This window comes from Sinomicrobium sp., assembly GCA_029266035.1.
Classification (GTDB): domain Bacteria; phylum Bacteroidota; class Bacteroidia; order Flavobacteriales; family Flavobacteriaceae; genus Sinomicrobium.
This window is the reverse complement of sequence record JAJUFH010000004.1, coordinates 71,419-95,150: the sequence shown is the minus strand read 5'-3', so window position 1 is coordinate 95,150 and position 23,732 is coordinate 71,419. Positions and strand designations below refer to the sequence as shown.

Annotated in this window: 21 protein-coding genes; 19 read left to right on the top strand and 2 right to left on the bottom strand. The window is 43.6% G+C overall.

Annotation, left to right across the window (positions count from 1 at the left end; genetic code table 11):
• Positions 1–257 precede the first annotated feature (257 nt).
• Positions 258–632 (top strand): T9SS type A sorting domain-containing protein, encoded by a 375-nt coding sequence (locus ACYZZR_RS04085; protein ID WP_461532724.1) that lies wholly within the window; start codon positions 258–260, stop codon positions 630–632.
• Between the two features lie 97 nt (positions 633–729).
• The gene (locus ACYZZR_RS04080; protein WP_461532723.1) at positions 730–1,077 is read left to right on the top strand and encodes a hypothetical protein; all 348 of its coding nucleotides are present in this window, start codon (positions 730–732) and stop codon (positions 1,075–1,077) included.
• Between the two features lie 2 nt (positions 1,078–1,079).
• On the opposite strand, the gene ACYZZR_RS04075 is transcribed toward ACYZZR_RS04080, so the two are convergent.
• Positions 1,080–1,544 (bottom strand): CBS domain-containing protein, encoded by a 465-nt coding sequence (locus ACYZZR_RS04075; RefSeq protein ID WP_461532722.1) that lies wholly within the window; start codon positions 1,542–1,544, stop codon positions 1,080–1,082.
• 220 nt (positions 1,545–1,764) lie between these two features.
• On the opposite strand from ACYZZR_RS04075, the gene ACYZZR_RS04070 reads away from it, so the two are divergent.
• The 7 genes from ACYZZR_RS04070 (at position 1,765) to ACYZZR_RS04040 (ending at position 12,103) form a co-directional block, all read left to right on the top strand.
• The gene (locus ACYZZR_RS04070; RefSeq protein WP_461532721.1) at positions 1,765–4,047 is read left to right on the top strand and encodes a M28 family peptidase; all 2,283 of its coding nucleotides are present in this window, start codon (positions 1,765–1,767) and stop codon (positions 4,045–4,047) included.
• A gap of 156 nt (positions 4,048–4,203) precedes the next feature.
• Complete coding sequence (locus ACYZZR_RS04065; protein ID WP_461532720.1) at positions 4,204–4,998, top strand: SDR family oxidoreductase; 795 nt, start codon at positions 4,204–4,206, stop codon at positions 4,996–4,998.
• 106 nt (positions 4,999–5,104) lie between these two features.
• Entirely contained in the window at positions 5,105–5,815 is a 711-nt protein-coding gene (locus ACYZZR_RS04060) for a hypothetical protein (RefSeq protein WP_461532719.1), read from the top strand.
• 103 nt (positions 5,816–5,918) lie between these two features.
• On the top strand, positions 5,919–8,327 hold the full coding sequence (locus ACYZZR_RS04055) for a hypothetical protein (RefSeq protein ID WP_461532718.1): 2,409 nt from the start codon (positions 5,919–5,921) through the stop codon (positions 8,325–8,327).
• Positions 8,328–8,334: 7 nt separating this feature from the next.
• Positions 8,335–9,108 carry an alpha/beta fold hydrolase gene (locus tag ACYZZR_RS04050; RefSeq protein WP_461532717.1) on the top strand — a complete coding sequence of 258 codons (774 nt, stop codon included), beginning with the start codon at positions 8,335–8,337 and terminating at the stop codon, positions 9,106–9,108.
• A gap of 183 nt (positions 9,109–9,291) precedes the next feature.
• Positions 9,292–10,536 (top strand): OmpP1/FadL family transporter, encoded by a 1,245-nt coding sequence (locus ACYZZR_RS04045; RefSeq protein WP_461532716.1) that lies wholly within the window; start codon positions 9,292–9,294, stop codon positions 10,534–10,536.
• An 85-nt stretch (positions 10,537–10,621) separates the two neighbouring features.
• On the top strand, positions 10,622–12,103 hold the full coding sequence (locus tag ACYZZR_RS04040; RefSeq protein ID WP_461532715.1) for an SGNH/GDSL hydrolase family protein: 1,482 nt from the start codon (positions 10,622–10,624) through the stop codon (positions 12,101–12,103).
• A gap of 10 nt (positions 12,104–12,113) precedes the next feature.
• Here the strand turns inward: ACYZZR_RS04040 and ACYZZR_RS04035 are convergent, their stop codons facing one another.
• The gene (locus ACYZZR_RS04035) at positions 12,114–12,830 is read right to left on the bottom strand and encodes a M15 family metallopeptidase (protein WP_461532714.1); all 717 of its coding nucleotides are present in this window, start codon (positions 12,828–12,830) and stop codon (positions 12,114–12,116) included.
• A gap of 274 nt (positions 12,831–13,104) precedes the next feature.
• Between ACYZZR_RS04035 and udk the strand changes: the two genes are divergently transcribed.
• From udk to lepB, 10 genes are all read left to right on the top strand, one after another.
• The gene (gene udk, locus ACYZZR_RS04030) at positions 13,105–13,713 is read left to right on the top strand and encodes a uridine kinase (protein ID WP_461532713.1); all 609 of its coding nucleotides are present in this window, start codon (positions 13,105–13,107) and stop codon (positions 13,711–13,713) included.
• Positions 13,714–13,809: 96 nt separating this feature from the next.
• A complete protein-coding gene (locus ACYZZR_RS04025) occupies positions 13,810–14,148 on the top strand; it encodes an FtsB family cell division protein (RefSeq protein ID WP_461532712.1) in 339 nt (112 codons plus the stop codon).
• A 63-nt stretch (positions 14,149–14,211) separates the two neighbouring features.
• Entirely contained in the window at positions 14,212–15,579 is a 1,368-nt protein-coding gene (locus ACYZZR_RS04020; RefSeq protein ID WP_461532711.1) for a methylmalonyl-CoA mutase subunit beta, read from the top strand.
• An 81-nt stretch (positions 15,580–15,660) separates the two neighbouring features.
• Positions 15,661–17,805, top strand: a complete 2,145-nt coding sequence (gene scpA / locus ACYZZR_RS04015) for a methylmalonyl-CoA mutase (RefSeq protein WP_461532710.1) — start codon at positions 15,661–15,663, stop codon at positions 17,803–17,805.
• Positions 17,806–17,887: 82 nt separating this feature from the next.
• Positions 17,888–18,766, top strand: a complete 879-nt coding sequence (locus ACYZZR_RS04010; RefSeq protein ID WP_461532709.1) for an SDR family oxidoreductase — start codon at positions 17,888–17,890, stop codon at positions 18,764–18,766.
• A 139-nt stretch (positions 18,767–18,905) separates the two neighbouring features.
• Positions 18,906–19,679: a ParA family protein gene (locus ACYZZR_RS04005; RefSeq protein ID WP_461532708.1), complete on the top strand. Its 774-nt coding sequence runs from the start codon at positions 18,906–18,908 to the stop codon at positions 19,677–19,679.
• Positions 19,679–20,578, top strand: a complete 900-nt coding sequence (locus ACYZZR_RS04000) for a ParB/RepB/Spo0J family partition protein (RefSeq protein WP_461532707.1) — start codon at positions 19,679–19,681, stop codon at positions 20,576–20,578. The genes ACYZZR_RS04005 and ACYZZR_RS04000 overlap by 1 nt, the downstream gene beginning before the upstream one ends.
• Positions 20,579–20,620: 42 nt before the next feature.
• On the top strand, positions 20,621–21,259 hold the full coding sequence (locus ACYZZR_RS03995) for a DUF5683 domain-containing protein (RefSeq protein ID WP_461532706.1): 639 nt from the start codon (positions 20,621–20,623) through the stop codon (positions 21,257–21,259).
• A gap of 92 nt (positions 21,260–21,351) precedes the next feature.
• Complete coding sequence (gene dapB / locus ACYZZR_RS03990) at positions 21,352–22,053, top strand: 4-hydroxy-tetrahydrodipicolinate reductase (protein WP_461532705.1); 702 nt, start codon at positions 21,352–21,354, stop codon at positions 22,051–22,053.
• Positions 22,054–22,148: 95 nt separating this feature from the next.
• Positions 22,149–23,696, top strand: a complete 1,548-nt coding sequence (lepB, locus tag ACYZZR_RS03985) for a signal peptidase I (RefSeq protein ID WP_461532704.1) — start codon at positions 22,149–22,151, stop codon at positions 23,694–23,696.
• Positions 23,697–23,732 lie beyond the last annotated feature (36 nt).

Sequence of the window (23,732 nt, the reverse complement as noted above, 5' to 3'; positions counted from 1 at the left end):
TACTATATCTCATATTTATCAGGTTTGAGGCTGTCTTCGAAAAAAAGACAGCCTCTTTACTATTATCCCAACACCAATTTACTACAGAAATATCGCCATAAAACCACACCGCTACTCTGTAAAAAACATCGCATATTGAAGTGTTGTAATCGCAAAAACTCATTTTTTTTATCCAGAAAATTAATATCTATTAACAAAATAATAGTGTTTTGAGTCGTATTTTTTAATAAATTTGTATCATACGAAAGACTGTGCGGATGAAAAAATTTTACCTACTTATTCTGATGTTCGCATGCTGTTTCTTTGGATACTCTCAGGAGAAAGTAGTTAAAAAACAGCGGTACACAAACTACAGGGCACTACTTACCAGGCCCAGCAAGGATACTGTTGCCCAAAAAGATATTGAAGAACTCCGCCTATACCCCAATCCGGTAACCGAAGGTATGGTGGCTATTCACACCCAGAAAAACCTTCCTAAGGAAATCTCAATATACGATGTATTGGGCAAAGAAGTGCTCCGCACTAGAATCAGTGGTCGTACCCTCAATGTCTCTGCACTCAATGCCGGGATTTACATTATAAAAGTCACCGAAATAAACAGTACTTCTACACGAAAGTTGGTGATTAAGTAATACATTCTAATACACCCTCTTCCCACTTGTATAAGATAAGATTAATTTGACATTTTTTTATTTCGTATATTGTAGTAATTTTCCTAAAATCAATATTATGAATAGAAAATGCCTCGAATGCGAACGTCCTGTTTCGGGTCGAACAGACAAAAAGTTTTGTGGAGATCACTGTAGAAATGCCTACAACAACCGCCTTAACAGAGACAGCAAAAACCTGATGAGGCGTATAAACAACAAATTGAGGAAAAACTATCGGATACTGGCCGAGTTAAATCCGAAAGACAAGACCAAAACCAGCAAACTAAAGCTCTTGGAAAGAGGATTTGATTTCGACTACTTTACCCATACCTATACCACTAGGAATGGTAAAACCTATTTCTTCCTGTACGATTTGGGATACCTACCACTGGAAAACGACATCTATGTTTTGGTCAAGCAAGGCTAAACTTATCTCCAATTGTGCCCACTGATACGCAAAGCTGCCAACATCACATCCTTACGGCTAATTTGCCCTATGAGATAACCGTTTTCTACCACAGGAAACCTGCGATGCCTGGTATTGTAAAAACGGGTGGCCGCATCAAAAATATTAGCATCTGCCGCTATGGTCATCACCTCGGTAGACATATACTTATCTACCGTCATATCGCATATCGGCATGTTGAAATAGCGCCCCTCTGATATCTGCTTCATACAATCGCTATCGGAAATAATCCCTATGAGTTTACCATTGTCATCTACAACCGGGGCACCGGTAATCCTATTCTTCATAAAGCTCTCCATAACCTCCAGCAAATTCTGATCTGCCGTAAAAGTCACCAGCTTCCGCGTCATGTGATCTGCCACATTGATGGAGTAGTAATAATCTTTCTTTATTTCCTCCCTCGCTCCTTGAAAACTCTTGATTGCCATAGTGGTTTATTTTTTTGGGTTAGTTATAAAAATAGCAATTATATTTCATTTATCCTATAAATAATCTATATAAAATCATAAAAACACATCAAATAATCATCTACCCCCCGAAGTTGCAAAGCTCATACAGCATTGGTATCTTTACGTTGGTATTGGGTTGGGTACTTAGTATTGAGATGTTAGTGTAACCAAACAACCAACTAAAAACTAAGAACAAACAATGAAAACTTACGCTGCTCCACTGTCGTTACTGCTGCTTTGTGCGGCGGTTTACTGGTCGTTTTACGGCACCATGCCACAGACCTATATCAAACTCAATGCTCCCGAAAACAGCTTTTCTACAGAGCGCGCTATGATTCACGTGCGTGCCATCTCCCAAAAACAACACTACGTAGGAGCGGAAGCTCATAAAGAAGTGCGAGACTACCTTATCGCTGAATTGGAAAAACTCGGACTCACCCCGGAAGTACAACAGGGCTACACCTCGGGCAACTGGGGTAATGTGAGTAAAGCCAGCAATATTGTCGCCAAGGTAAAAGGCAGCGGTAAAGGCGATGCCTTGGTGCTGTTGTCGCATTACGACAGTGCTCCTCACTCTTCATTTGGCGCCAGTGATGCCGGGAGCGGTGTAGCGACAATACTTGAAGGACTAAGGGCTTATCTCTCCGAAAAACGATATCCGAAAAACGATATCATCGTACTGTTTACAGACTCGGAAGAACTCGGACTCAACGGTGCAAAGCTGTTTGTATCGCAACACCCTTGGGCAAAAAAAGTAAAGCTCGTGCTCAATTTTGAGGCGCGGGGCAGTGGTGGTCCCAGTTTTATGCTTCCCGAAACCAATGCCGGGAATTCTGGACTGATAAAGGCCTTTGCCGAAGCTCAGCCTTCCTATCCTGTTGCAAATTCGCTGCTTTACAGTGTTTACAAAATACTTCCTAACGACACCGACCTGACTGTATTTCGAGAAGACGGCGACATAAATGGTTTAAACTTCGCTTTTATAGACGACCATTACGACTATCACACGGCATTGGATATACCGCCGAGATTGGATCGCACTACCCTTCAACATCAGGGTTCATACCTTATGCCCCTACTCCACTTTTTTGCCGATACCGATATGAGCAGCTTAAAAAGCGAACGCGATCACGTCTTTTTCAACGCCCCGGGAGGAATGGTGATACACTACCCTTTCTCTTGGATATGGCCATTGAATACATTTGCTCTCCTCCTTTTTATACTCGCCCTCGTTTACGGCTTCCGGGAAAAAGTACTCCATACCAAGGAAATTTTAAAAGCAGGTATTCCGTTTTTTGCCGCACTTATTTGTTGTGGGCTTTTAGGTTATTTCAGTTGGCCCTTATTGCTGCATTTCTATCCAGGATATGCCGATATACTCCAAGGATTCCCCTATAACGGTCATACCTATATCACTGTATTCACCCTATGTAGCGCGGCAATTTGTCTCGTGTTCTACGGAGCATTCAAAAAACTGACAGCCGCCAACCTCTTGGTTATCCCCATATTTTTTTGGCTGTTGCTCTGTACCCTGCTCGGGCACTATTTGAAAGGAGCGAGCTTTTTTATCATTCCACTGTATTGCGCATTGGGCTCTCTATTTGTTCTCATCCGTTGGAAAAAACCAAGTGTTTTAACACTCAGCCTTCTGGCTCTACCCGCTATCTGGATATTTGCTCCCCTTATCCAAATGTTTCCGGTTGGTCTCGGATTGAAAATGGCGATAGCCTCTACACTGCTTACGGCGTTGTTATTTGCACTTCTAATTCCAGTAATCGCAGCATATCAACGGCACCGCAAACTCGCCCTGCTCACAACAGTTGTGGCGATTGTACTCCTGATTGTAGCCCACAATTCCTCTGATTTTGACAAAGAACATCCCCAACCTGACAGTCTGGTATACCTGTTGAATACCGATAACAACAAAGCGCATTGGGCTACCTATGATCCGATTCCGGGAAGTTGGATCTCCTCTTATTTCGCAAACGAAAAACAACAAAACGATACGGTGGAAACTTTTAGTAGCAAGTATTCCAGTACATTTACCCATACGGCAGAGGCTCCGGTAAAAAACATACTCCCCCCTGTGGTCGAAGTACTCCGGGATACGGTTGTGGCCAACGAGCGTCTGATAGATCTCTGTATCACACCTCAACGCAGCGTCAATCGACTCGATGTCTATTCTACTTCAGCTATCCTTTCTTGCAACGTTAACGGTGCTATACTACCTACCACCTACCTAAAAAATCAACAAAGGGGCAATCGTCTATTTTCCCATTTTATTACCGACAATAGCTATACTGAAATACAACTTCGTCTGCCTTCAGACGAAAAACCACAACTCACCCTTTACGAATCCTCCTTTGATCTCCTGCAGCACAAACTGTTTTCGGTGGCTCCCAGACCCGAAGGGCATATCCCCAAACCCTTTGTACTCAACGATGCCGTTATCCTTAAAAAAACCGTAAATTTCATCCCTTAACGGTGATGAGCAATTCAACTATTACAGTGATTTAGCCCGGCGAACCCAAGACTGTCATCGATTAGCCACCCTAAAGGCAGCATTTATACAAACCAAAAACACAAAAACACAAAAGAACAAAAACACAAAAGGTCAAAAAACCTAAAAAAAAAACCAGTGAAAATAGCGATATTAGGCTGCGGATGGCTGGGGCTCCCCTTGGGCAATGCACTTCGCCAGCAAGGGCACAGCATATATGGCTCGGTGACCTCACCGGAAAAGGCAGCTGCACTTTCTGAAAAAGGTATCCTCCCCTTTGTAATACAAATAACTGTAAAGGGTATCGATGGTTCCTTTTCCGATTTTATACAAGGGGCAGATATACTCATCATTGCGCTTCCACCACGGCTGAAAGCGGCAGAAAACGAGAATTTTGTACGAAAGATCAATGTGATACTTCAAGCATTAGACCACCACCCCCCGGCTCGTATCCTCTTTATAAGCAGTACCTCAGTGTACGCTGATAGCAATACCGTAGTTACCGAACACACCCTAACTGCACCCGACAAAGAAAGTGGTAAACAATTGTTGGCCTGCGAGGCACTGATCAGGAAATTCAGTAGTCAAGCTACCATACTTCGCTTTGCTGGACTTATCGCAGAAGATCGACAACCAGTACTTCAGCTGTCGGGAAAAACCGAAATTCCCAATGGAGAGGCTCCGGTCAACCTCATTCACAGAGACGACTGCATAGGTATTATCTCCGAGATTATCAGACAGCAACAATGGGGTAAAGTATTTAATGCAGCACACCCCAATCACCCATCGCGAAAAGTATACTACACAGAAAGAGCCACAGCACTCAGAATTCCCCCACCCAACTTTTCAGACGATGTTGAAACACAAGGCAAAATCATATCTTCAACCTATCTGATAAACACGCTTCAATATCAATTTTTAAAAGATATTTGAACTGCTTAAAATACGGGTGACAAAATTTAGACAGTTTCTTAATCGTTTTTGTACGGATCAATGCTATTTTTTTATAGTTTTGGAAACCTTAATACGATTTTATCCTATGAAAAAGATTGCAATTTTAGCCATATTCTCATCATTCTTTATGGCAAACGGACAAACCGATCTGAAAAAACACTACGAAGATTTTTACAAGCAGATGAGGGTACAAGGGGATATACAGGGAGCTATCAACGCGCTTACTCACCTCTATGTTATCGCCCCTTCTCAAGAACGCAAAGATACTTTGGCCTTTCTCTATGCCAATTCGAGACAATATATGCAGGCTATCAACCTGCTCGGCACCGAAAAAGACACTTCTGCATCAGATATGGCTGTAGATGTCAAAGCGATATCCTTGAAATCACTCGAACAACCGCAACTAGCCGTACAGCAATACGAAATTCTGTTCGACCGAAATCCCGATGCCTATCTCGCATACGAACTCGCCAACCTCAACCTACAAATCGGGAAGTTGGACGAGGTAGACAAACATATCGGATACGGACTTCAAAACGTCAAAGACGATATGAAAATGCCTTTCTACGAAAGCAACCCTCCCTATGAAGTACCTCTAAAAGCTGCACTGACCTACCAAAAAGGATTGCTCACATTCAACAAAGACAAAACAAAAGTAGATGAGGCCATTCAACTAATGGATCAAGCGTTGGCATTGGCTCCTAATTTCAATCTCGCCAAACAGATTAAACAAGCATTAGAAAACCAGAAAAACAGCCCCGAACAAAGCGCTCAGGTCAACGAAGACGACAAATAATCGATTTGAATAGCGAGTTTCAATCACTCAACAATACAAAAACGGGCTCTACCTACAATAGGTTAGGCCCGTTATACGTTAAAAAAATACAAGCTGAGGTCAAATGAAATATACCCTAATTCGAAAGACTATTGTTATTTTCACTGTTTTCCTGCTCCTTGCCTCCTGTGGCAAGCCGGAACGACATAGCGGGAAACTCACCTCTCACATTCCGGAAACTGCAACGATCATCTTAAAAATCCCCAACCCTCAAGCTTTTTTCAACAGCCTTAAGAACAACGACTTTTTAAAAGACAACACTCTGTTACCTCCCGATTTAAAGGAAAAAATAGAAGTATTAAAAATACTGGAAAACAAAAGTGAAGCCTTGCTGTGTATCCAAAAAGAAACAGATAGCACCTACAATTTCGCATATCTGTCTCGCGACATCCTCCCCGATTCCATACCGGGATGGAATGCGAGAAAGTCGCCTCAAAGCAGTACTCCTTTTAGGGAATTCACCTCAAAAGATCAGCACATTTTCAGCGCACTCACCGACAGTATCTCCATATTGTCGTCTTCAAAAAGCCTGATAGATGAAAGTCTGTCTCTTCAAGTAAACAACTCCGAGAACTTTCAAAAGATGTTTTCACTTTCAGAGGGCAGTACGCAGACCTCTTTATTTCTAAAAAACAACAAATTCAACCCCAAAAACCCTCTTCTAAACATAAAAGACAATCTCTCAAAAACAGAGAAATGGACGATGTACGACTTAAACCTATCACCCGGAGAGTTGTTGTTGTCTGGTATCGTTTCGGAAACAGATTCACTAGTTGTTGAAGAAGTTCCTCCATTCGTAAAACATTCACCCGCTATCACCCCCTCTACATTTAAAGGTATGCTAGCGCTGAGTCCGCAAAATTTTTCTGCCCAACGAGATTCTATCACCCCTGAAATAAGGGAATTGCTGGCTGTCACAGATGAAATAGCAATTATTTTTACCGAAACATACGACGCTGCGGCCTTTCACACCTTCGATACAGAAATGGCAGAAAATGCCTTCTCTTCTTCAGCTGTGTTACACAGCAATTTCAGAGATCACAATATATATAAAATTACTCCCCTACAGCCCTTTGAGGAAACCCTTCCTCCTTTCGGCCTCGGAAAAGCTGTGAGCTATTACACCGCACTAAACGATTTTATCGTATTGTCTGATCAGCCGGAAGCACTTACCGACCTCATCAGTCAGTATCAAAACAAATCGACCTTGGCTTTCCAAAAATTCTTCAAGCAGCTATTAGAAAGTCTGCCCGATGCTGCTTCCACTTTGGCCGTGGCTTCAGATAGCCACTTTAAAGAATTGCTGTTTGACAAAATCGTATCCAGAAACCTCCAACAAGCATCCTTTACCAAGACAGAAAGCTTTCCTTATCTGGTGATACAGGCGCTAAACGAACAGCGTTTTACGCATACCAATATCGCTATGCGCAAACCGGGAACTAGCACGACCACACAGGGGATATCTGAAAAATTCAACATTGCCTTGGACGCCGATATCGCCCTGCCACCACAATGGGTAACCAACCACCGCAACAAGAGAAATGAAATCGTAGTGCAAGACGTAGAAAACAATCTCTACCTCATCTCCGACAAAGGAAAGGTGCTGTGGAAGAAAAAACTCAACAGCCCTATCCTCGGTAGCATTAATCAGGTAGATCTCTACAAAAACGGAAAACTGCAATTGGCCTTTGCGCTGGAAGACGGCATCTATATAGTAGATCGAAACGGGAATGATGTATCCCCATTTCCCGTAAAAGTAGATCACCCTATCACCAAAGGACTGGCGGTATTTGACTACGACCACAACAAAAAATATCGATTTTTTATTACGCAAAACAATACTGTAGTCCCCTTTAATTCTGAGGGAAAACGCGTGAGTGGATTTGTATTTAAAGGGACGAGTTCGGCTATTATAAACCCACCCAAACACATCAGGCTAGGTAATCGCGACTATATCGTTGTACAAGAAGAAAACGGCACCCTCCACCTATTGCATCGCACAGGGCGTAACAGGGTACAGGTAAAAGGCAAAATAAACTTTTCAGGAAATGAAGTATACCCCTACAAAAACAAATTTACCACTACCAATGCATCAGGCGATCTCGTGCAGGTAGATGAGCAAGGGCGTCTCAACAGCATATCACTCGAGCTAGACGGGGAACACGGTATCTACGCCACCTCCAAAACACTGGCCACAATGTCGGACAATATTTTTACCGTAAAAACGAATAAATACGAACTGGACTACGGCATCTATACAAAACCGGAAATTTTTTATATAGACAACAAAATATATGTAGCTATCACCGATATGCAGGCGAAAAAAGTCTATATCTTTGACAGTAATGCAAAATTGATGGGCAACAGCCCGGTTTACGGCACTTCTGCCATCGACCTTAGAAAAGGTAGCAACGGCGGATTGGAATTCGTCACACAAGGCGAAAAAGACAAGCTTATTTCGTACAGAATGTAATCATCAAATGGAAGGACAACTATACTCAAAAATACTCGGACAAGGCAAACCACTTATCATTCTTCACGGATTCCTCGGAATGTCGGACAATTGGAAAACGCTGGGAAGCAAATTTGCAGAGGAGGGATTTGAAGTACACCTTGTAGACCAACGAAATCACGGTAGAAGCTTCCATTCCGATCAGTTTTCCTATGAATTGCTCACCGAAGACCTATTGCGCTACTGCAAGTATCACCAATTAGAAGACCTCAGCATTATCGGTCACTCCATGGGAGGAAAAACCGCCATGCTCTTTGCTACCACCCACCGCGAATTGGTAGAAAAGCTCGTCGTTGTCGATATTTCTCCCAAGTATTATCCCGTACACCACCAAACCATACTCAACGGACTACTCTCCATAGATTTCAATATCACCAAAAGTCGCAAAGAAGCCGACGAACAACTGTCCCGCTATATTCCCGAATTGGGGATAAGACAATTTCTTCTCAAAAACATCTACTGGAAAGAGAAGGAAGAGTTAGCTTTCCGATTTGACCTCAACGCCTTAAACGACAATATAGAAGAAATAGGCAAAGCACTTCCACAAGAAGCCGTATACCCCAATGAAACACTATTTGTAAAAGGAGAAAAATCGGAATACATCACGGCAGACGACCAACAACTCATTCAAAAACACTTTCCACAAGCATCTATTTCTGTCGTACAAGGCGCAGGTCACTGGGTACAGGCAGAAAACCCGAAAATGTTCTTCGAGATTACATCAGAATTCCTAAAACGTTAAATTTTAAGGTAAATTTACTATGCGTGCATAATTTTATGCTTCAAAAATTGCATATCTCATAATTTATAACAAAATTTGTTAGTATCGTTAAGCATGAGATACTCGTACCATCCTTTCCCATACCCCAGGGGTGCGATACTTCGTGTATTCTCAAAAATCTACTGAACATAAAACCTATAGATTATGAAGAAAATCTACATTTCAATGGCCGTAGCACTGCTCTCAGCCTGTGCATACGCAGGGGGATATCGCGTCGCTCTTCAGGGTCAAAAACAACTGGCCATGGGGCATGCAGGAGTTGCTGTAATCAACAGTGCAGAATCGGTATTCTTTAATCCTGGTGGAATTTCGTTTCTGGAAAAGAAAGTGACCATCAGCGCAGGGGTAAGTCCGGTTATCTCCAATATTCACCTTCAAAACAGTCAGTACGGATGGGTAGAAAAAGCCGATAATCCCGTAGCTACACCTTTCAATGTATATGCAGCTGTAAAGGTCAACGACTGGATGAGCGCGGGAATTGCGGTGTATACACCCTACGGTAGTGGTGTGGAGTATCCAAAAGACTGGGAAGGCTCTCACTTGGTCAACAATATAGAACTACAAGCTATTTACATACAACCCACGCTTTCTTTTAAGATAAACGACAAGCTCAGTATAGGTGGTGGACCAATTTTAGCCATTGGTAGCGTTAATTTTAACCGGAATATCGACCGTGCCATCACCGATGCCGATGGTAACCGATCTAATGTTTCTATAGAAGACAGTGGCGTTACGGCCTGGGGTTATTCTGTCGGACTTGCCTTCCGCGCTACAGACGACCTCACACTCGGATTTAGCTATAAATCGGAAATGAAAATGAAGGCCAAAGACGGCAAAGCCGAATTCCGAAACCTTCCCTCTACCTATCCGTTAAACACCGACAACACCACTTTCAACGCTACTCTGCCCCTACCTGCAGAACTCGCCGTTGGAGCTGCCTATACCATAAACGAAAAATGGATGGTGGCTTTCGATTACAACAGGGTATATTGGAATGCCTACGAAGCCCTAGATGTCACTTTTAGCAACGGACAAGAATCTCACAATCCTAGAAATTATAAGAATTCGTCTGTATACCGCTTTGGTTTGCAGTATATAGCCAGCGAACGATTTACCATTAGAGGAGGCTACTACTACGACGAATCTCCCGTTCAAGCGGGCTATTTTGCTCCTGAAACTCCGCGTAACGATTCCAACAACTTTACCGGAGGACTCAGCTTTAACGTTTCAGAACGCTTTGCTATCGACGCCGCCTTCCTGTATATTCACTTCGACGAAATCGATGCGACCTACGATCACTATCAGGAAAACGGAAAGAATGTTCCCTTTGGAGGTACTTATAAAAACAACGCTTTTGTGCCGAGCCTTGGAGTGTCTTATGCTTTTTAAACAATAGCTCCTTTTTATTATAGTAACAGCAGAGTCCATACTGAAACCTGCCAACTAAAAACTACGAACTACAAACTAAAAGACTATGAAATACAATATATCTTTCCTGATACTCAGCGGACTGGCTCTGGTAGCCTGCGAGCCCGAATTTGACAAATCGGTAGACGACGCCGGTTTTTATTCCTCCGGAGAAGCCGATTTTTCCAATTATGTAGCTGTGGGAAATTCGCTTACCGCAGGTTATGCCGATAATGCGCTATACCTACAAGGACAAGAAAATTCCTATCCCAATATGATGGCCAAGCAATTTTCCCACGTAGGAGGTGGCGATTTTGTACAACCTCTGGTCGCCGACAATAATGGCGGACTGCTTGCAGGGGGTACAAAAATTGCAGAACCGAGGATGATATTGGTCTTCGAGGGAGCTACTCCTGCACCCGGAACTTTGGATAGCGAACCCACCACTGATATCACAAACCACATCGAGGGACCTGTAAACAATATGGGAGTTCCCGGAGCCAAAATATACCATCTTGTCGCAGAAGGTTACGGCGATATAGCCGGGGTAGGCTCTACGGCAAATCCCTATTTTGTACGTTTTGCCTCTTCCAGTGAAACCTCTGTTATAGCCGATGCCGCAGCTCAAGATCCTAGCTTTTTCACACTGTGGATAGGCAATAACGATATTTTGAGTTTCGCCACTTCCGGAGGTGTGGGTGAAGATCGTACCGGAGACACTGACCCCACCGGTTACGGTGAAAACGACATTACCGATCCAAATGTTTTTGCAGCAGTATACAACCAATTGCTCACTGCCCTTACCGCAAACGGCGCCAAGGGAGCAGTAGCCAATATTCCCGATGTGACTTCCATCCCCTACTTTACTACGGTTCCGTATGCTCCGGTACCTCTCGGGGAAGCAGAAGCTGCACAACTCAATGCAGGATATGCCGAGTACAATGAAGGGGTAATGCTACTCGCCAGCCTGGGTATGCTATCTGAAGAAGAGGCCCAAAGAAGACAAATTGTATTCCAAGCCGGACAAAATCCGGTGGTTATTGTAGACGAATACCTCACTCAACTCACCAATCCTCTCTCAGGTGAAGCCATTCCGAATTTCCGACAATCAACCCCAAGCGACCTCATCGTACTCACAGCGAGTAGTTTTATAGGAACTACCGTAGGCGATGATCCACTACAAATAAATGGCGTATCTGTACCACTGGATGACAAATGGGTACTCACTCCCGAAGAACAGGAACTGGTAAGCAATGCCCAAACACAGTACAACGCCACTATCAAAGCTCTGGCAGAACAATACGAATTGGCCTTTGTAGATACCCAGGCGATGATACAGCAAGTGGCAAATGGAGGTATTCCCTACGACGGCGGGATGCTAACCAATGCATACGCTACAGGAAAAGCCTTCTCCCTAGACGGTGTACACCCTACCGCTAAAGGATACGCCATGGTAGCCAATGCCTTTATTGATGCTATAAACGACAAATACAAGTCTACCATACCCAAAGTAAACCCGGGAGCATATCCTGATGTGCTTGTGAAATAGCCTCCCGGGGCTATTCGCAATCCCAACGGAAATTGGCTACTTCGGCATTAGAAGCGTCTACTAGATTGTAATGCCACCACTCGGTACGAATAGATTTAAATCCGTACTTTTCCATAGTGGTTTTCAACAGTTTTCTGTTAGACAACACCACTTCCGGAAGATCGGTATAATCGTGATGCCCCTCCTTGCCGAAGTAGTCGAAGCCCGTCCCCATGTCGAGTTCGTTACCTTCCATATCTACAAGAGTGATATCTACCGCACCCCCCTTGTTGTGTATAGACCCCTGGGCAGGGTCGGCTACATACTGCGGATTGGAAACAATCTTCCACATTTTTTTCTGCACATCCAAAGGTCGGTAACAATCGAAGAACTTGATGCGGTACCCTTGTTTCATTAGCTCTTTATTGGCCTCAATTACAGCACGAGCCGTCACAGCACGAACATAACATTCGGCGCAATCGTAAACCTTGCTCTCCAAAAAATTGTCTTCAGTGGCGTATTTCATGTCAAATACAAAATCCGAGCTGTAATCGGCAAGCCTTACAAAAGTACTGTCGGCTATACCTTCTAATGACAACAATTCTGAAACTTCCGGTTTTTCCGAAGTTTCAACAACAGTATCTGCAGACTGTTCCGGATACGCTTGGACAGCCTCCTTGCGATCCTGCCCCTGCTTGCACGACACTGCGGCAAGCACTGCGATTAGTGGTAGTATAAAATGCTTCATCCCACAAACTTAAACGTTTTTTTTTAATAATGGAATAGCTTAGTTGGGGTTGGGGGTTATTGGGTTATTGGGTTATTGGGTTATTGGGTTATTGGGTTATTGGGTTATTGGGTTATTGGGTTATTGGGTTATTGGGTTATTGGGTTATTAAGATAAAATTACGAACTACGAACAATAAACTCCAAACCACCAACCAACCAACTACAATTAAATTCTGAACTGTATTTTAAATTTTTAAGTGGCTTTTGTTAAATTTGCTTCAAAACAATTGTTCATGCTAATCATCGGAATCGCCGGAGGTACCGGCTGTGGCAAAACTACGGTCGTAAACCAAATTATAAACGAATTACCTGAAAATGAGGTAGGGATCATCTCTCAGGATTCCTATTACAAAGACCTCTCTCATCTCTCCTATGAAGAGCGTGTCAAAATCAATTTCGATCATCCGAGAGCAATAGATTTCGATTTGTTAGTAGCACATCTCCAAGAACTGAAACAAGGAAAAAACATCCATCAACCCGTATATTCTTTTGTAGAACACAACAGGACAAAAGATACCGTACTCACCCGACCGAGAAAAGTGATGATTGTAGAAGGTATCCTCATTATGACCCATAGTGAACTGAGAGAAATGTTCGATATCAAAATCTTCGTTCATGCAGATTCCGACGAGCGTCTTATCAGAAGATTAAAAAGAGACATACACGAGCGAGGGAGAGATCTGGACGAGGTACTAAACCGATACCAAACCACATTAAAACCCATGCACGAACAGTTTATAGAACCCACCAAAGAGTTTGCCGATATTATCATCCCCAACAACAAATACAATACGGTAGCCGTAGATATTGTGCGGACTATTATCAATGAAAAACTGACCTAAAAATATAGACTCCCCTAAATTGTGTATTTTAGCATTTGAGGAGAGTGGTTTTTTGACCGTTTAAAAACAATAAGCCCCGTAAAACACAAGCTGAAGGTGATCAACTTTTTAAAGAAAATAAGACAAAACAAATGGATATCCTTTTTCGGGAATATCTATGTCATTGTACTCACTGTTTTTGCTGTGTGGATGATTTTTTTCGACACCAATTCCTTGCTTACACATCAGGAGTTGGAAAAGGAAATAGATAAACTCGAAAAACAAAAAGATTACCTCAAGAAGGAAATAGAATACGACAAAACTATAATACGCAACTTGAAGGACGAGAGCAAAATAGAAAAATTTGCTAGAGAGGAGTATTTCTTTAAAAAGGAAAATGAAGATATCTATATCATAGAAAAAGACAGCACACTGAAAGAAGAAGGCCGAAATTGAGGTTTCCTTTTTCCCGATAGTATTTCGCGGCCCCACTATTAACCGCTAAAAGCCCGTACAGACATGAAACAGCATTTGTTTGACGAGTTCCCTCCGGTTTCCGCCAAAATGTGGAAACAGAAGATACAGTTTGACCTGCAAGGCAATGACTACAATACCCTGATTCGAAAAACTGCCGAAGGAATAAATATCAAGCCCTTCTACCATTCTGAGGATCTCCAAAAAACACTCCCACAGATCGCAACAGGTCAGACTTGGAAAATATGTCAGAAAATCTATGCCGGAAACGAAAAGGCTGCCAACAAAAAGGCGCTCAACGCCCTGAAAAACGGGGTAGAAAGCCTTTGGTTTATCATCCCGAGCCAAGACACAGATATCTCTCTGTTGCTACAGGGTATTGACAGTGAACAAACTGCAATTCACCTACAACCGGAATTTCTTTCCGCTTCGCTCTCCAAAACGGTGACCAATCGCTCCAAAATATATCTGCACAACGACAGTATAGGTCGGCTTGCTCGAAGTGGCAACTGGTATTACAATCTGAAAAAAGATATGGATATACTGTCGGAAATGGCAGCTACCAATTCCCAAAACCCTATACTTTCGGTAGATGCCGCCCTTTATCACAATGCCGGAGCTAATGCGGCACAACAGTTGGCATACGCCATGGCTCATGCCAACGAATATCTAAATGCCCTACAAGACCACAACTCACCACAAATACAGCAATACACATTTCGAGTAGCTCTAGGCTCCGATTACTTTCTCGAGATTGCCAAACTAAGAGCATTGAGAGTGTTGTGGAAAACAATAGCCGCCGAATACAATATCCGAACAGATTGCCATATACTCGCCTTTCCCGGCACCCGAAACAAAACCCTCTACGATTACAATACAAATATGCTTCGCACTACCACCGAATGTATGAGTGCCATACTCGGAGGTGCAGATACTGTATGCAATCTACCTTACGACAGCCTGTACCACAAGGACAACGAATTTGCAGAACGTATAGCGAGAAATCAGTTGCTTATACTAAAACACGAAAGCTATATGGACGAGGTACTAAATCCGGCAGATGGAACTTACTATATAGAAGCACTCTCCCTGCAGTTGGCCGAAAAAGCCCTGGAGATTTTTAAACAAATAGAAGCAGGAGGAGGATTTTTAAAACAACTGAAAGACCACAACATCCAGAAAAAGATCAAGGAGAGCGCCGAGGCAGAACAAAAGGCCTATGACGAAGAAAAAAAGATACTGGTGGGCACCAACAAATACACCAATCCCAACGACCGTATGAAAGACCATTTGGAGTTGTTCCCTTTCGCCAAAACAAATCGCAGAAAAACCCTGATAGCCCCAATCTTGGAACGCAGATTATCCGAAAGGACAGAACAGCAACGTTTAAATCGAGAAGATATACCCCAGTAGAGTCGTACGATCGTACGACTCCACAAAGAAAAGACACAAAGAAAAGATCAGCCACCCACAAACATCATCTGTCCTTATAACATGAGAAAAAATTTGCAACATATCACCATTCCCTACGAGCAAGCCTCCGCTAATATTTCTCACGATAGCAGACACACACACGATAGCACATCGCTGCCGGAGGGGATAAACATCAAGTCTGTATTTACCCTAAAAGACATCAAGGGCATCGATCATTTAGATTTCGCAGCAGGTATTCCTCCCTTTCTGCGAGGTCCCTACAGTACCATGTATGTACGGCGTCCTTGGACTATTCGTCAATATGCCGGATTCTCTACAGCAGAAGAGAGCAATGCCTTTTACCGCCGCAATCTCGAAGCCGGACAAAAAGGATTGTCGGTAGCCTTCGACCTTCCCACTCACCGGGGTTACGACAGTGACCACCCCAGAGTTGTAGGTGATGTAGGTAAGGCTGGAGTTGCTATAGACAGCGTAGAAGACATGAAGGTTCTCTTCGACGGAATCCCTCTAGACCGCATGTCTGTGTCTATGACTATGAACGGAGCGGTGCTCCCCATCATGGCCTTTTATATTGTAGCGGCAGAGGAGCAGGGTATCACTCCTCAACAACTATCGGGCACCATACAGAACGACATTCTCAAGGAATTTATGGTTCGCAATACCTATATCTACCCTCCGAGTCCGTCTATGAAAATCATAGCCGACATCTTTGAGTACACCAGCAAACACATGCCTCGCTTTAACAGCATCAGCATCTCCGGTTATCACATGCAAGAAGCCGGAGCCACTGCAGATATTGAGTTGGCCTATACTCTTGCCGACGGATTAGAATACATAAGAACAGGGTTAAAAGCAGGATTGGACATCGACAGTTTTGCACCGAGACTATCTTTTTTCTGGGCTATTGGCATGAATCACTTTATGGAGATTGCCAAAATGCGTGCCGGTAGAATGCTATGGGCAAAAATTGTCAAGCAATTCAACCCAAAAAACGAAAAATCACTGGTATTGCGCACCCATTGTCAAACCAGTGGATGGAGTCTGACCGAACAAGATCCCTTCAACAATGTTGCTCGAACCTGTATAGAAGCAGCCGCTGCAGCATTTGGAGGCACACAATCGCTACACACCAATGCTTTGGACGAGGCCATTGCTTTGCCCACCGATTTTTCGGCACGCATAGCTCGCAACACTCAATTATACCTACAGGAAGAAACCAATATCACCAACACTGCCGACCCTTGGGCGGGAAGTTACTATGTAGAATATCTCACTGCCGAGCTCGCCAAAAGAGCTTGGAAACACATTAAAGAAGTTGAAGAGCTCGGGGGGATGACGAAGGCCATAGAAGCCGGTATTCCCAAAATGCGTATCGAAGAAGCCGCTGCCCGAAAGCAGGCGCGTATAGACAGCGATCAAGACATCATTGTAGGGGTCAATAAATTCCGTCTAGAAGAAGAAGAACTACTTCAAATACTGGAAGTGGACAATCAGAGTGTGAGAAATCAGCAAATAAAGCGCCTGCAGGAAGTAAAACAAAATAGAGACCCACAAGCCGTGGCCGTTTCTCTGAACAAATTGACCGAAGGAGCACGTAGGGAAAGCGAAAATTTATTAGCTTTAGCCGTAGAAGCCGCCAGAAACAGAGCTACGCTGGGAGAAATCAGCGATGCGCTCGAAGCCGTTTACGGCAGGCATAAAGCAAAAATCCAATCTTTTACAGGAGTGTATTCAGGAACCATAAAAGACGACAACAGTTTTGACCGAGCACGAAAATTGGCCGACACCTTTGCCGAAAAGGAAGGGAGAAGACCGCGTATTATGATCGCCAAAATGGGACAAGACGGTCACGACCGCGGTGCTAAGGTAGTGGCCACAGGCTATGCCGACGTAGGATTTGACGTCGATATCGGCCCCCTTTTCCAAACCCCGCAAGAAGCAGCAAAACAAGCGGTGGAAAACGATGTACACATAGTCGGTATCTCCTCCCTCGCTGCCGGACACAAAACACTGGTACCTCAAGTAATAGAGGCGCTAAAAGCATACGGAAGAGAAGACATTATGATTGTTGTGGGCGGTGTAATCCCCCCTCAAGATTACGAATTTCTCCTCAAGGCGGGCGCGACAGCCGTTTTCGGTCCCGGAACCAAAATAAGTAAAGCTGCCATAGAGATACTCGAAATACTCATAGCAGCATCGGAATAGTCCGCTTTAAAACCGCCAAATTCTGCCATAAAACTACTATGCACGCATACTATTTTTGTATATTTACGAAAAACAGCAGTATATGTACACTGACAAGATGCTTCGCGACGATGCTTTAAAAGGCAAAAACATTGTAGTCACTGGGGGTGGTAGTGGTTTAGGCAAAGCTATGAGTCATTATTTTCTAGAGCTTGGAGCCAAAGTAGCCATTACTTCTCGCAATCTGGAAAAATTGCGACAGAGCTCTCACCAACTGGAACAAGAAACCGGGAGGCGTTGTTTGCCTGTTCAGTGCGACATACGCCATTACGATCAGGTAGAATCTATGCTACAGCAGGTATTAGAGACCTTTGGCAAGGTAGACATACTACTCAACAATGCGGCCGGAAACTTCATTTCGCCCACAGAAAAGCTATCGACCAATGCTTTTGATACCATTATCGACATTGTACTCAAGGGGAGTAAAAACTGTACTCTGGCCTTTGGAAAACACTGGATTGAGCAAGGGCAAACCAATACTGTAGTGCTCAATATTGTAACCACCTATGCGTGGACAGGATCGGCTTATGTAGTGCCCAGTGCCACTGCAAAAGCAGGTGTACTGGCTATGACGCGAAGTTTGGCTGTAGAATGGGCAAAATACGGCATCCGTTTTAACGCTATTGCTCCCGGCCCCTTCCCCACCAAGGGCGCGTGGGACAGACTGTTGCCTGGCGAACTAAAAGAAAGGTTTGACCTGGCTAAAAAGGTTCCCCTAAAGCGCGTTGGTGAACACCAAGAACTCGCCAATCTCGCGGCCTATCTGGTCTCAGACTTTGCGGCTTACCTCAACGGAGAAGTGGTTACCATAGACGGCGGAGAATGGCTCAAAGGGGCAGGCCAGTTTAACATATTGGAAAGAATTAGCCCGGAAATGTGGGATATGCTGGAAGAAATGATCCGCAGAAACTCGGAGAAATAAAAGATTACCACAGCAGAATCTCACCTACAACAACTTTTTACACAAAGCGTTGTCGGTACCGAAAGGGTGTTGACAATTTTCATTTTCATAACCCGGAAATAGTTGTATTTTTACCTGTCTAAATCCAACATAAAACTATATGGGCAAAATAATAGCAATTGCAAACCAGAAAGGCGGAGTGGGAAAGACTACCACTTCCGTAAACTTATCAGCCTCTCTCGGGGTTCTGGAAAAGAAAGTATTGCTTATCGACGCTGATCCCCAAGCAAATGCCACTTCTGGACTAGGAGTAAATGTGGAAGAAGTTGTTGGCGGCACCTATCAATTGCTCGAACACACGCTAAACGCTGAAGACGCTGTAATAAGAACCGGATCTCCCAACCTAGACCTTATTCCGGCTCATATAGATTTGGTAGCTATCGAGATAGAGCTAGTAGACAAAGAGCGTCGTGAATACATGCTCAAGGAAGCTATAGAAAATATGCGCGATCAGTACGATTACATACTGATAGATTGTGCTCCCTCACTCGGACTCCTCACCTTGAATGCACTTACAGCGGCCGATGCTGTCATTATACCTATACAGTGCGAATACTTTGCGCTCGAAGGTTTAGGCAAACTGCTCAACACTATAAAAAGCGTGCAGAAAATACACAATCCCAGCTTAGACATTGAAGGGCTATTGCTCACCATGTACGATTCCAGATTACGCCTCTCTAATCAAGTGGTAGAAGAAGTGCAAAAACACTTTAACGATATGGTATTTGACACCATTATCCAACGCAATGTACGTCTTTCAGAAGCGCCTAGTTACGGAGAAAGTATTATTAATTATGACGCGGGCAGCAAAGGTGCTACAAATTACTTAAATTTGGCTCGTGAAATCATAAAAAAGAACAAGGAGAAGGTTTAATGGCAAAAGCGACAAAAAAACAGGCACTGGGAAGGGGATTATCAGCATTGCTGAAAGATCCGGAAAACGATATTAAAACAGCTTCCGATAAAAATGCGGACAAGGTGGTGGGTAATATCGTTGAATTGGATATCGACACTATTGAAGTAAACCCTTTTCAGCCTCGTACAAACTTCAACGAAGATACCCTCAAAGAACTGGCCACATCGATCAGGGAACTCGGGGTTATTCAGCCTATTACCGTTCGAAAAATCGGTTTTAACAAATATCAGCTCGTTTCCGGAGAGCGTCGTTTTCGCGCTTCAAAACTAGTTGGTCTCTCTTCCGTTCCGGCTTATATCCGGATTGCCAACGACCAGGAATCACTCGAGATGGCACTGGTAGAAAATATTCAACGACAGGATCTCGACCCCATAGAGATTGCCCTGTCCTATCAGCGATTGATCGACGAAATACAACTCACTCAAGAACAACTCAGTGATCGAGTAGGTAAAAAGCGCTCTACCATCGCCAATTACCTCCGCCTGCTCAAACTCGACCCCATCATCCAAACCGGAATGCGAGATGGTTTTGTCAGTATGGGACACGGCCGAGCACTTATCAATATAGAAGACAAAGACGTACAGCTAAGTATATACGAAAAGGTCATTTCCAATACCCTGTCGGTAAGGGAAACAGAAAAACTCGTCAAAGAAATCCAGGGAAAAGACAGCAAGAGCAAAACTTCCTCGTCTACGGCAAAACTCCCTTCTTATATAGACGATAAAATGGACGACCTCACCGAATACCTCGCAACCAAAATCGATGTAAAGGTGGCTAAAAACGGTAAGGGAAAATTGATAATCCCCTTCCATTCTAAGGAGGATTTTATTCGACTGTCCAAACTTTTAAGATCCTGAATACAAACGGCTATCAAAACACATACTACATATACAATATCGTTGAAAAACAAGGTGTACAACCTTGTTTTCCTCTTTATTTTTCTCTTTGCAATTACCAAAGCGAATGCACAAGAAGAAAATCAAACCCAGGAAAAAGATAGTACTCTTGTAGAAGAGCCCGCGGTGATACGCGACACAATAATTCAGGTAAAACACACTATCGATCCGCTATCTCCCAGCAAAGCGGCCTTCTATTCGGCCATACTTCCGGGCTTGGGACAAATATACAACAAACGCTATTGGAAAGTTCCCCTTGTATACGGAGCCTTAGGAACGGGGATGTATTTCTACATCACCAACAAAGATCAATACCACCGCTATCGCACCGCATACAAACGCAGACTTGCTGGCTATACCGACGACGAATTTTACGACATGGACGGCAGACCCAATGCCGACGGAAGTCCTGATGTGTCTGACGAAGCCCTGAGACGGGGACAGGAATTTTACCAGAAAAACAAAGATTTATCACTACTGATTACTATAGGACTCTATGCGCTTAACATTATCGACGCCAATGTAGATGCGCATCTAAAACAGCACAATATAGGTCAGGATTTGACATTGAGACCCTTTGTCGAACCCACTGATTTTACCAGCGGAAGTACCTTCGGACTATCACTGAGTTTTGATTTTTGACGTGTTGGTAATGAGATGTTAGTAGTGAGATATTAGTAAGAAGTATAGTATATTGATTACAGCAACAAACCACAAACAACAAATCACAAACCATGAAAATAGCATTATTGGGATACGGAAAAATGGGAAAAATGATAGAACAGATTGCCCTTTCCCGAAACCATGAAATTACAGCAAAAATTGACGACGCATTTAATCCTGATGCTATAAAAGGAGTAGATGTAGCCATTGATTTTAGTATTCCTTCGGCAGCTTTTAACAATATTACCGGCTGTTTCGAACTGGGTATTCCTGTCATTTCCGGAACTACAGGCTGGCTCGATCGATACGACGAAGCGGTAAAGCGATGCCAGGAGTCGGATGGAGCCTTTATTTACGCATCCAACTTTAGCTTAGGGGTCAACATTTTCTTTCAGCTCAACGAATATCTGGCTCGTATGATGGCCAATTTAGCCGACTATAAGGTGAGTATGGAAGAAATACACCACACCCAAAAACTGGATGCGCCTAGCGGAACGGCGATAACACTGGCCGAAGGTATCATACGCAATACCTCCAAAACAGGATGGAAATTGGACCATGCAGGGGAAAATGAAATCCCAATCACTGCAAAACGCATAGATAGCGTTCCAGGAACTCACAGTATAAAGTATTCGGGAAAGGTAGACGATATCGAGATTGTCCACACCGCTCACAGTAGAGAAGGTTTTGCACTCGGAGCCGTGATCGCGGCCGAATGGATACGGGGAAAAACGGGGGTTTTTACTATGAAAGATGTATTAAATCTGCAATAAAGTCCAGATATAAGCGAGCTTTTATGTAATTTGCAGGCTATCTTCTGTGAAGAAGAAACAAGAAAACTATATTACAAGAATACAACAGTAAGACAATGACAGCAACAGCGTGGTTTATATTTTTTCTCATCCTGCAACTCATTCACTTTGCAGGAACCTGGAAATTGTATCAGAAAGCCGGTAGAAAGCCTATAGAGGCTATTATTCCCGTTTACAATGCCGTGGTGTTGATGAAAATTATCAACAGACCATGGTGGTGGGTTATACTGCTGTTTATCCCCATAGTCAACCTGATAATGTTTCCGGTAATATGGGTAGAAACAGCTCGGAGTTTCGGACGAAATTCCACAACCGATACCTTGCTCTGTGTAATCACGCTGGGGTTTTACCTCTTTTACATCAACTATGCACTCGACCCTGGCTATATAAAAGACAGGAGTATTAAACCCACTACTGCTACTGGAGAATGGATCAGCTCCATACTCTTTGCCATCGTGGCCGCAACACTGGTACACACCTATATCATGCAGCCTTATGTGATACCTACATCTTCGCTGGAAAAATCATTGCTCGTCGGCGATTTTCTCTTTGTGAGTAAATTTCACTACGGAGCCAGAACACCGATGACTGCTGTTGCTGCCCCTATGGTACACGATACCATACCGGGCTTGAAGATAAAATCCTATCTAAAAAAGCCACAGCTGCCCTATTTCCGCCTACCGGCATTTCAAAACATCAAAAGAAATGAAATAGTTGTATTCAACTGGCCAACAGATACAGTTCGTTATTTCGGTGATAGAGCCAGCCTCAACATCAGAAAACCTATCGACAAGAAGTCCAACTATGTAAAACGCTGTGTGGGTATCCCTGGTGATTCTCTCGAAATTCGAAACGGCTACGTATATATCAACGGAAAGCAGACCCAATTGCCAGACCGTGCTAGAACGCAATACGCCTATAGCGTAGTCCCAAAAGCAGGCTACGAATTGAGTCCGGCTTATATGTACGAACGCTTTGGGGTAACCGATAATTTTTATCGCCAAAACGACGGTAGCTACTTCTTTCAATCGCTCACCGAAGAAAGCGCTACTCGACTGGAGAAAAACCCCAATATAATGAGTGTAAATCGCCGAGTAGTTCCCGCCGGACAAGTCGACCCTTCCATTTTTCCTAATACCAAAAACACCGAATGGAGTGCAGACAATTTCGGACCTATCTACATACCCGAAGAGGGAAAGACCGTGGCTCTAAATGCCAAAACACTTCCGCTGTACAGACAGATTATCAGCGAATACGAGCACAATACCCTAGAGGTAAAAGGAAATGCTATATTCATAAACGGTCAGGAAACAGACTCCTATACCTTTAAACAGGACTATTTTTGGATGATGGGAGACAACCGTCACAATTCGGAAGACAGCCGGTACTGGGGGTATGTTCCGGAAGATCACATCGTAGGTAAACCTGTATTTATATGGATGAGCTGGGACAAATTTGCAGGAAAGGTACGTTGGGATCGCGTGTTTACCACCGTAGGCGGAGAGGGCGAAAGAGTTTCCTATCTCAAATACCTACTCATTGCGATAGCTGCATGGATAGTCTTCGGATTTGTACAAAAGAAACGCAAAAAACAACAGGGATAATCAACAACATATCCGACAAAACGGAATCTAAATCGC

Excerpts from the sequence above, each read along its gene's own strand:
- ACYZZR_RS04020 (WP_461532711.1), top strand. The coding sequence starts at position 14,212 with ATGAAACAGCATTTGTTTGACGAGTTCCCTCCGGTTTCCGCCAAAATG.
- scpA (WP_461532710.1), top strand. The coding sequence starts at position 15,661 with ATGAGAAAAAATTTGCAACATATCACCATTCCCTACGAGCAAGCCTCC.
- ACYZZR_RS04035 (WP_461532714.1), bottom strand. The coding sequence starts at position 12,830 with ATGAAGCATTTTATACTACCACTAATCGCAGTGCTTGCCGCAGTGTCG.
- ACYZZR_RS04040 (WP_461532715.1), top strand. The coding sequence starts at position 10,622 with ATGAAATACAATATATCTTTCCTGATACTCAGCGGACTGGCTCTGGTA.
- ACYZZR_RS04070 (WP_461532721.1), top strand. The coding sequence starts at position 1,765 with ATGAAAACTTACGCTGCTCCACTGTCGTTACTGCTGCTTTGTGCGGCG.
- ACYZZR_RS04000 (WP_461532707.1), top strand. The coding sequence starts at position 19,679 with ATGGCAAAAGCGACAAAAAAACAGGCACTGGGAAGGGGATTATCAGCA.
- ACYZZR_RS04045 (WP_461532716.1), top strand. The coding sequence starts at position 9,292 with ATGAAGAAAATCTACATTTCAATGGCCGTAGCACTGCTCTCAGCCTGT.
- ACYZZR_RS04085 (WP_461532724.1), top strand. The coding sequence starts at position 258 with ATGAAAAAATTTTACCTACTTATTCTGATGTTCGCATGCTGTTTCTTT.
- ACYZZR_RS04060 (WP_461532719.1), top strand. The coding sequence starts at position 5,105 with ATGAAAAAGATTGCAATTTTAGCCATATTCTCATCATTCTTTATGGCA.
- lepB (WP_461532704.1), top strand. The coding sequence starts at position 22,149 with ATGACAGCAACAGCGTGGTTTATATTTTTTCTCATCCTGCAACTCATT.
- udk (WP_461532713.1), top strand. The coding sequence starts at position 13,105 with ATGCTAATCATCGGAATCGCCGGAGGTACCGGCTGTGGCAAAACTACG.
- dapB (WP_461532705.1), top strand. The coding sequence starts at position 21,352 with ATGAAAATAGCATTATTGGGATACGGAAAAATGGGAAAAATGATAGAA.
- ACYZZR_RS04050 (WP_461532717.1), top strand. The coding sequence starts at position 8,335 with ATGGAAGGACAACTATACTCAAAAATACTCGGACAAGGCAAACCACTT.
- ACYZZR_RS04080 (WP_461532723.1), top strand. The coding sequence starts at position 730 with ATGAATAGAAAATGCCTCGAATGCGAACGTCCTGTTTCGGGTCGAACA.
- ACYZZR_RS04075 (WP_461532722.1), bottom strand. The coding sequence starts at position 1,544 with ATGGCAATCAAGAGTTTTCAAGGAGCGAGGGAGGAAATAAAGAAAGAT.
- ACYZZR_RS04055 (WP_461532718.1), top strand. The coding sequence starts at position 5,919 with ATGAAATATACCCTAATTCGAAAGACTATTGTTATTTTCACTGTTTTC.
- ACYZZR_RS04005 (WP_461532708.1), top strand. The coding sequence starts at position 18,906 with ATGGGCAAAATAATAGCAATTGCAAACCAGAAAGGCGGAGTGGGAAAG.
- ACYZZR_RS04010 (WP_461532709.1), top strand. The coding sequence starts at position 17,888 with ATGTACACTGACAAGATGCTTCGCGACGATGCTTTAAAAGGCAAAAAC.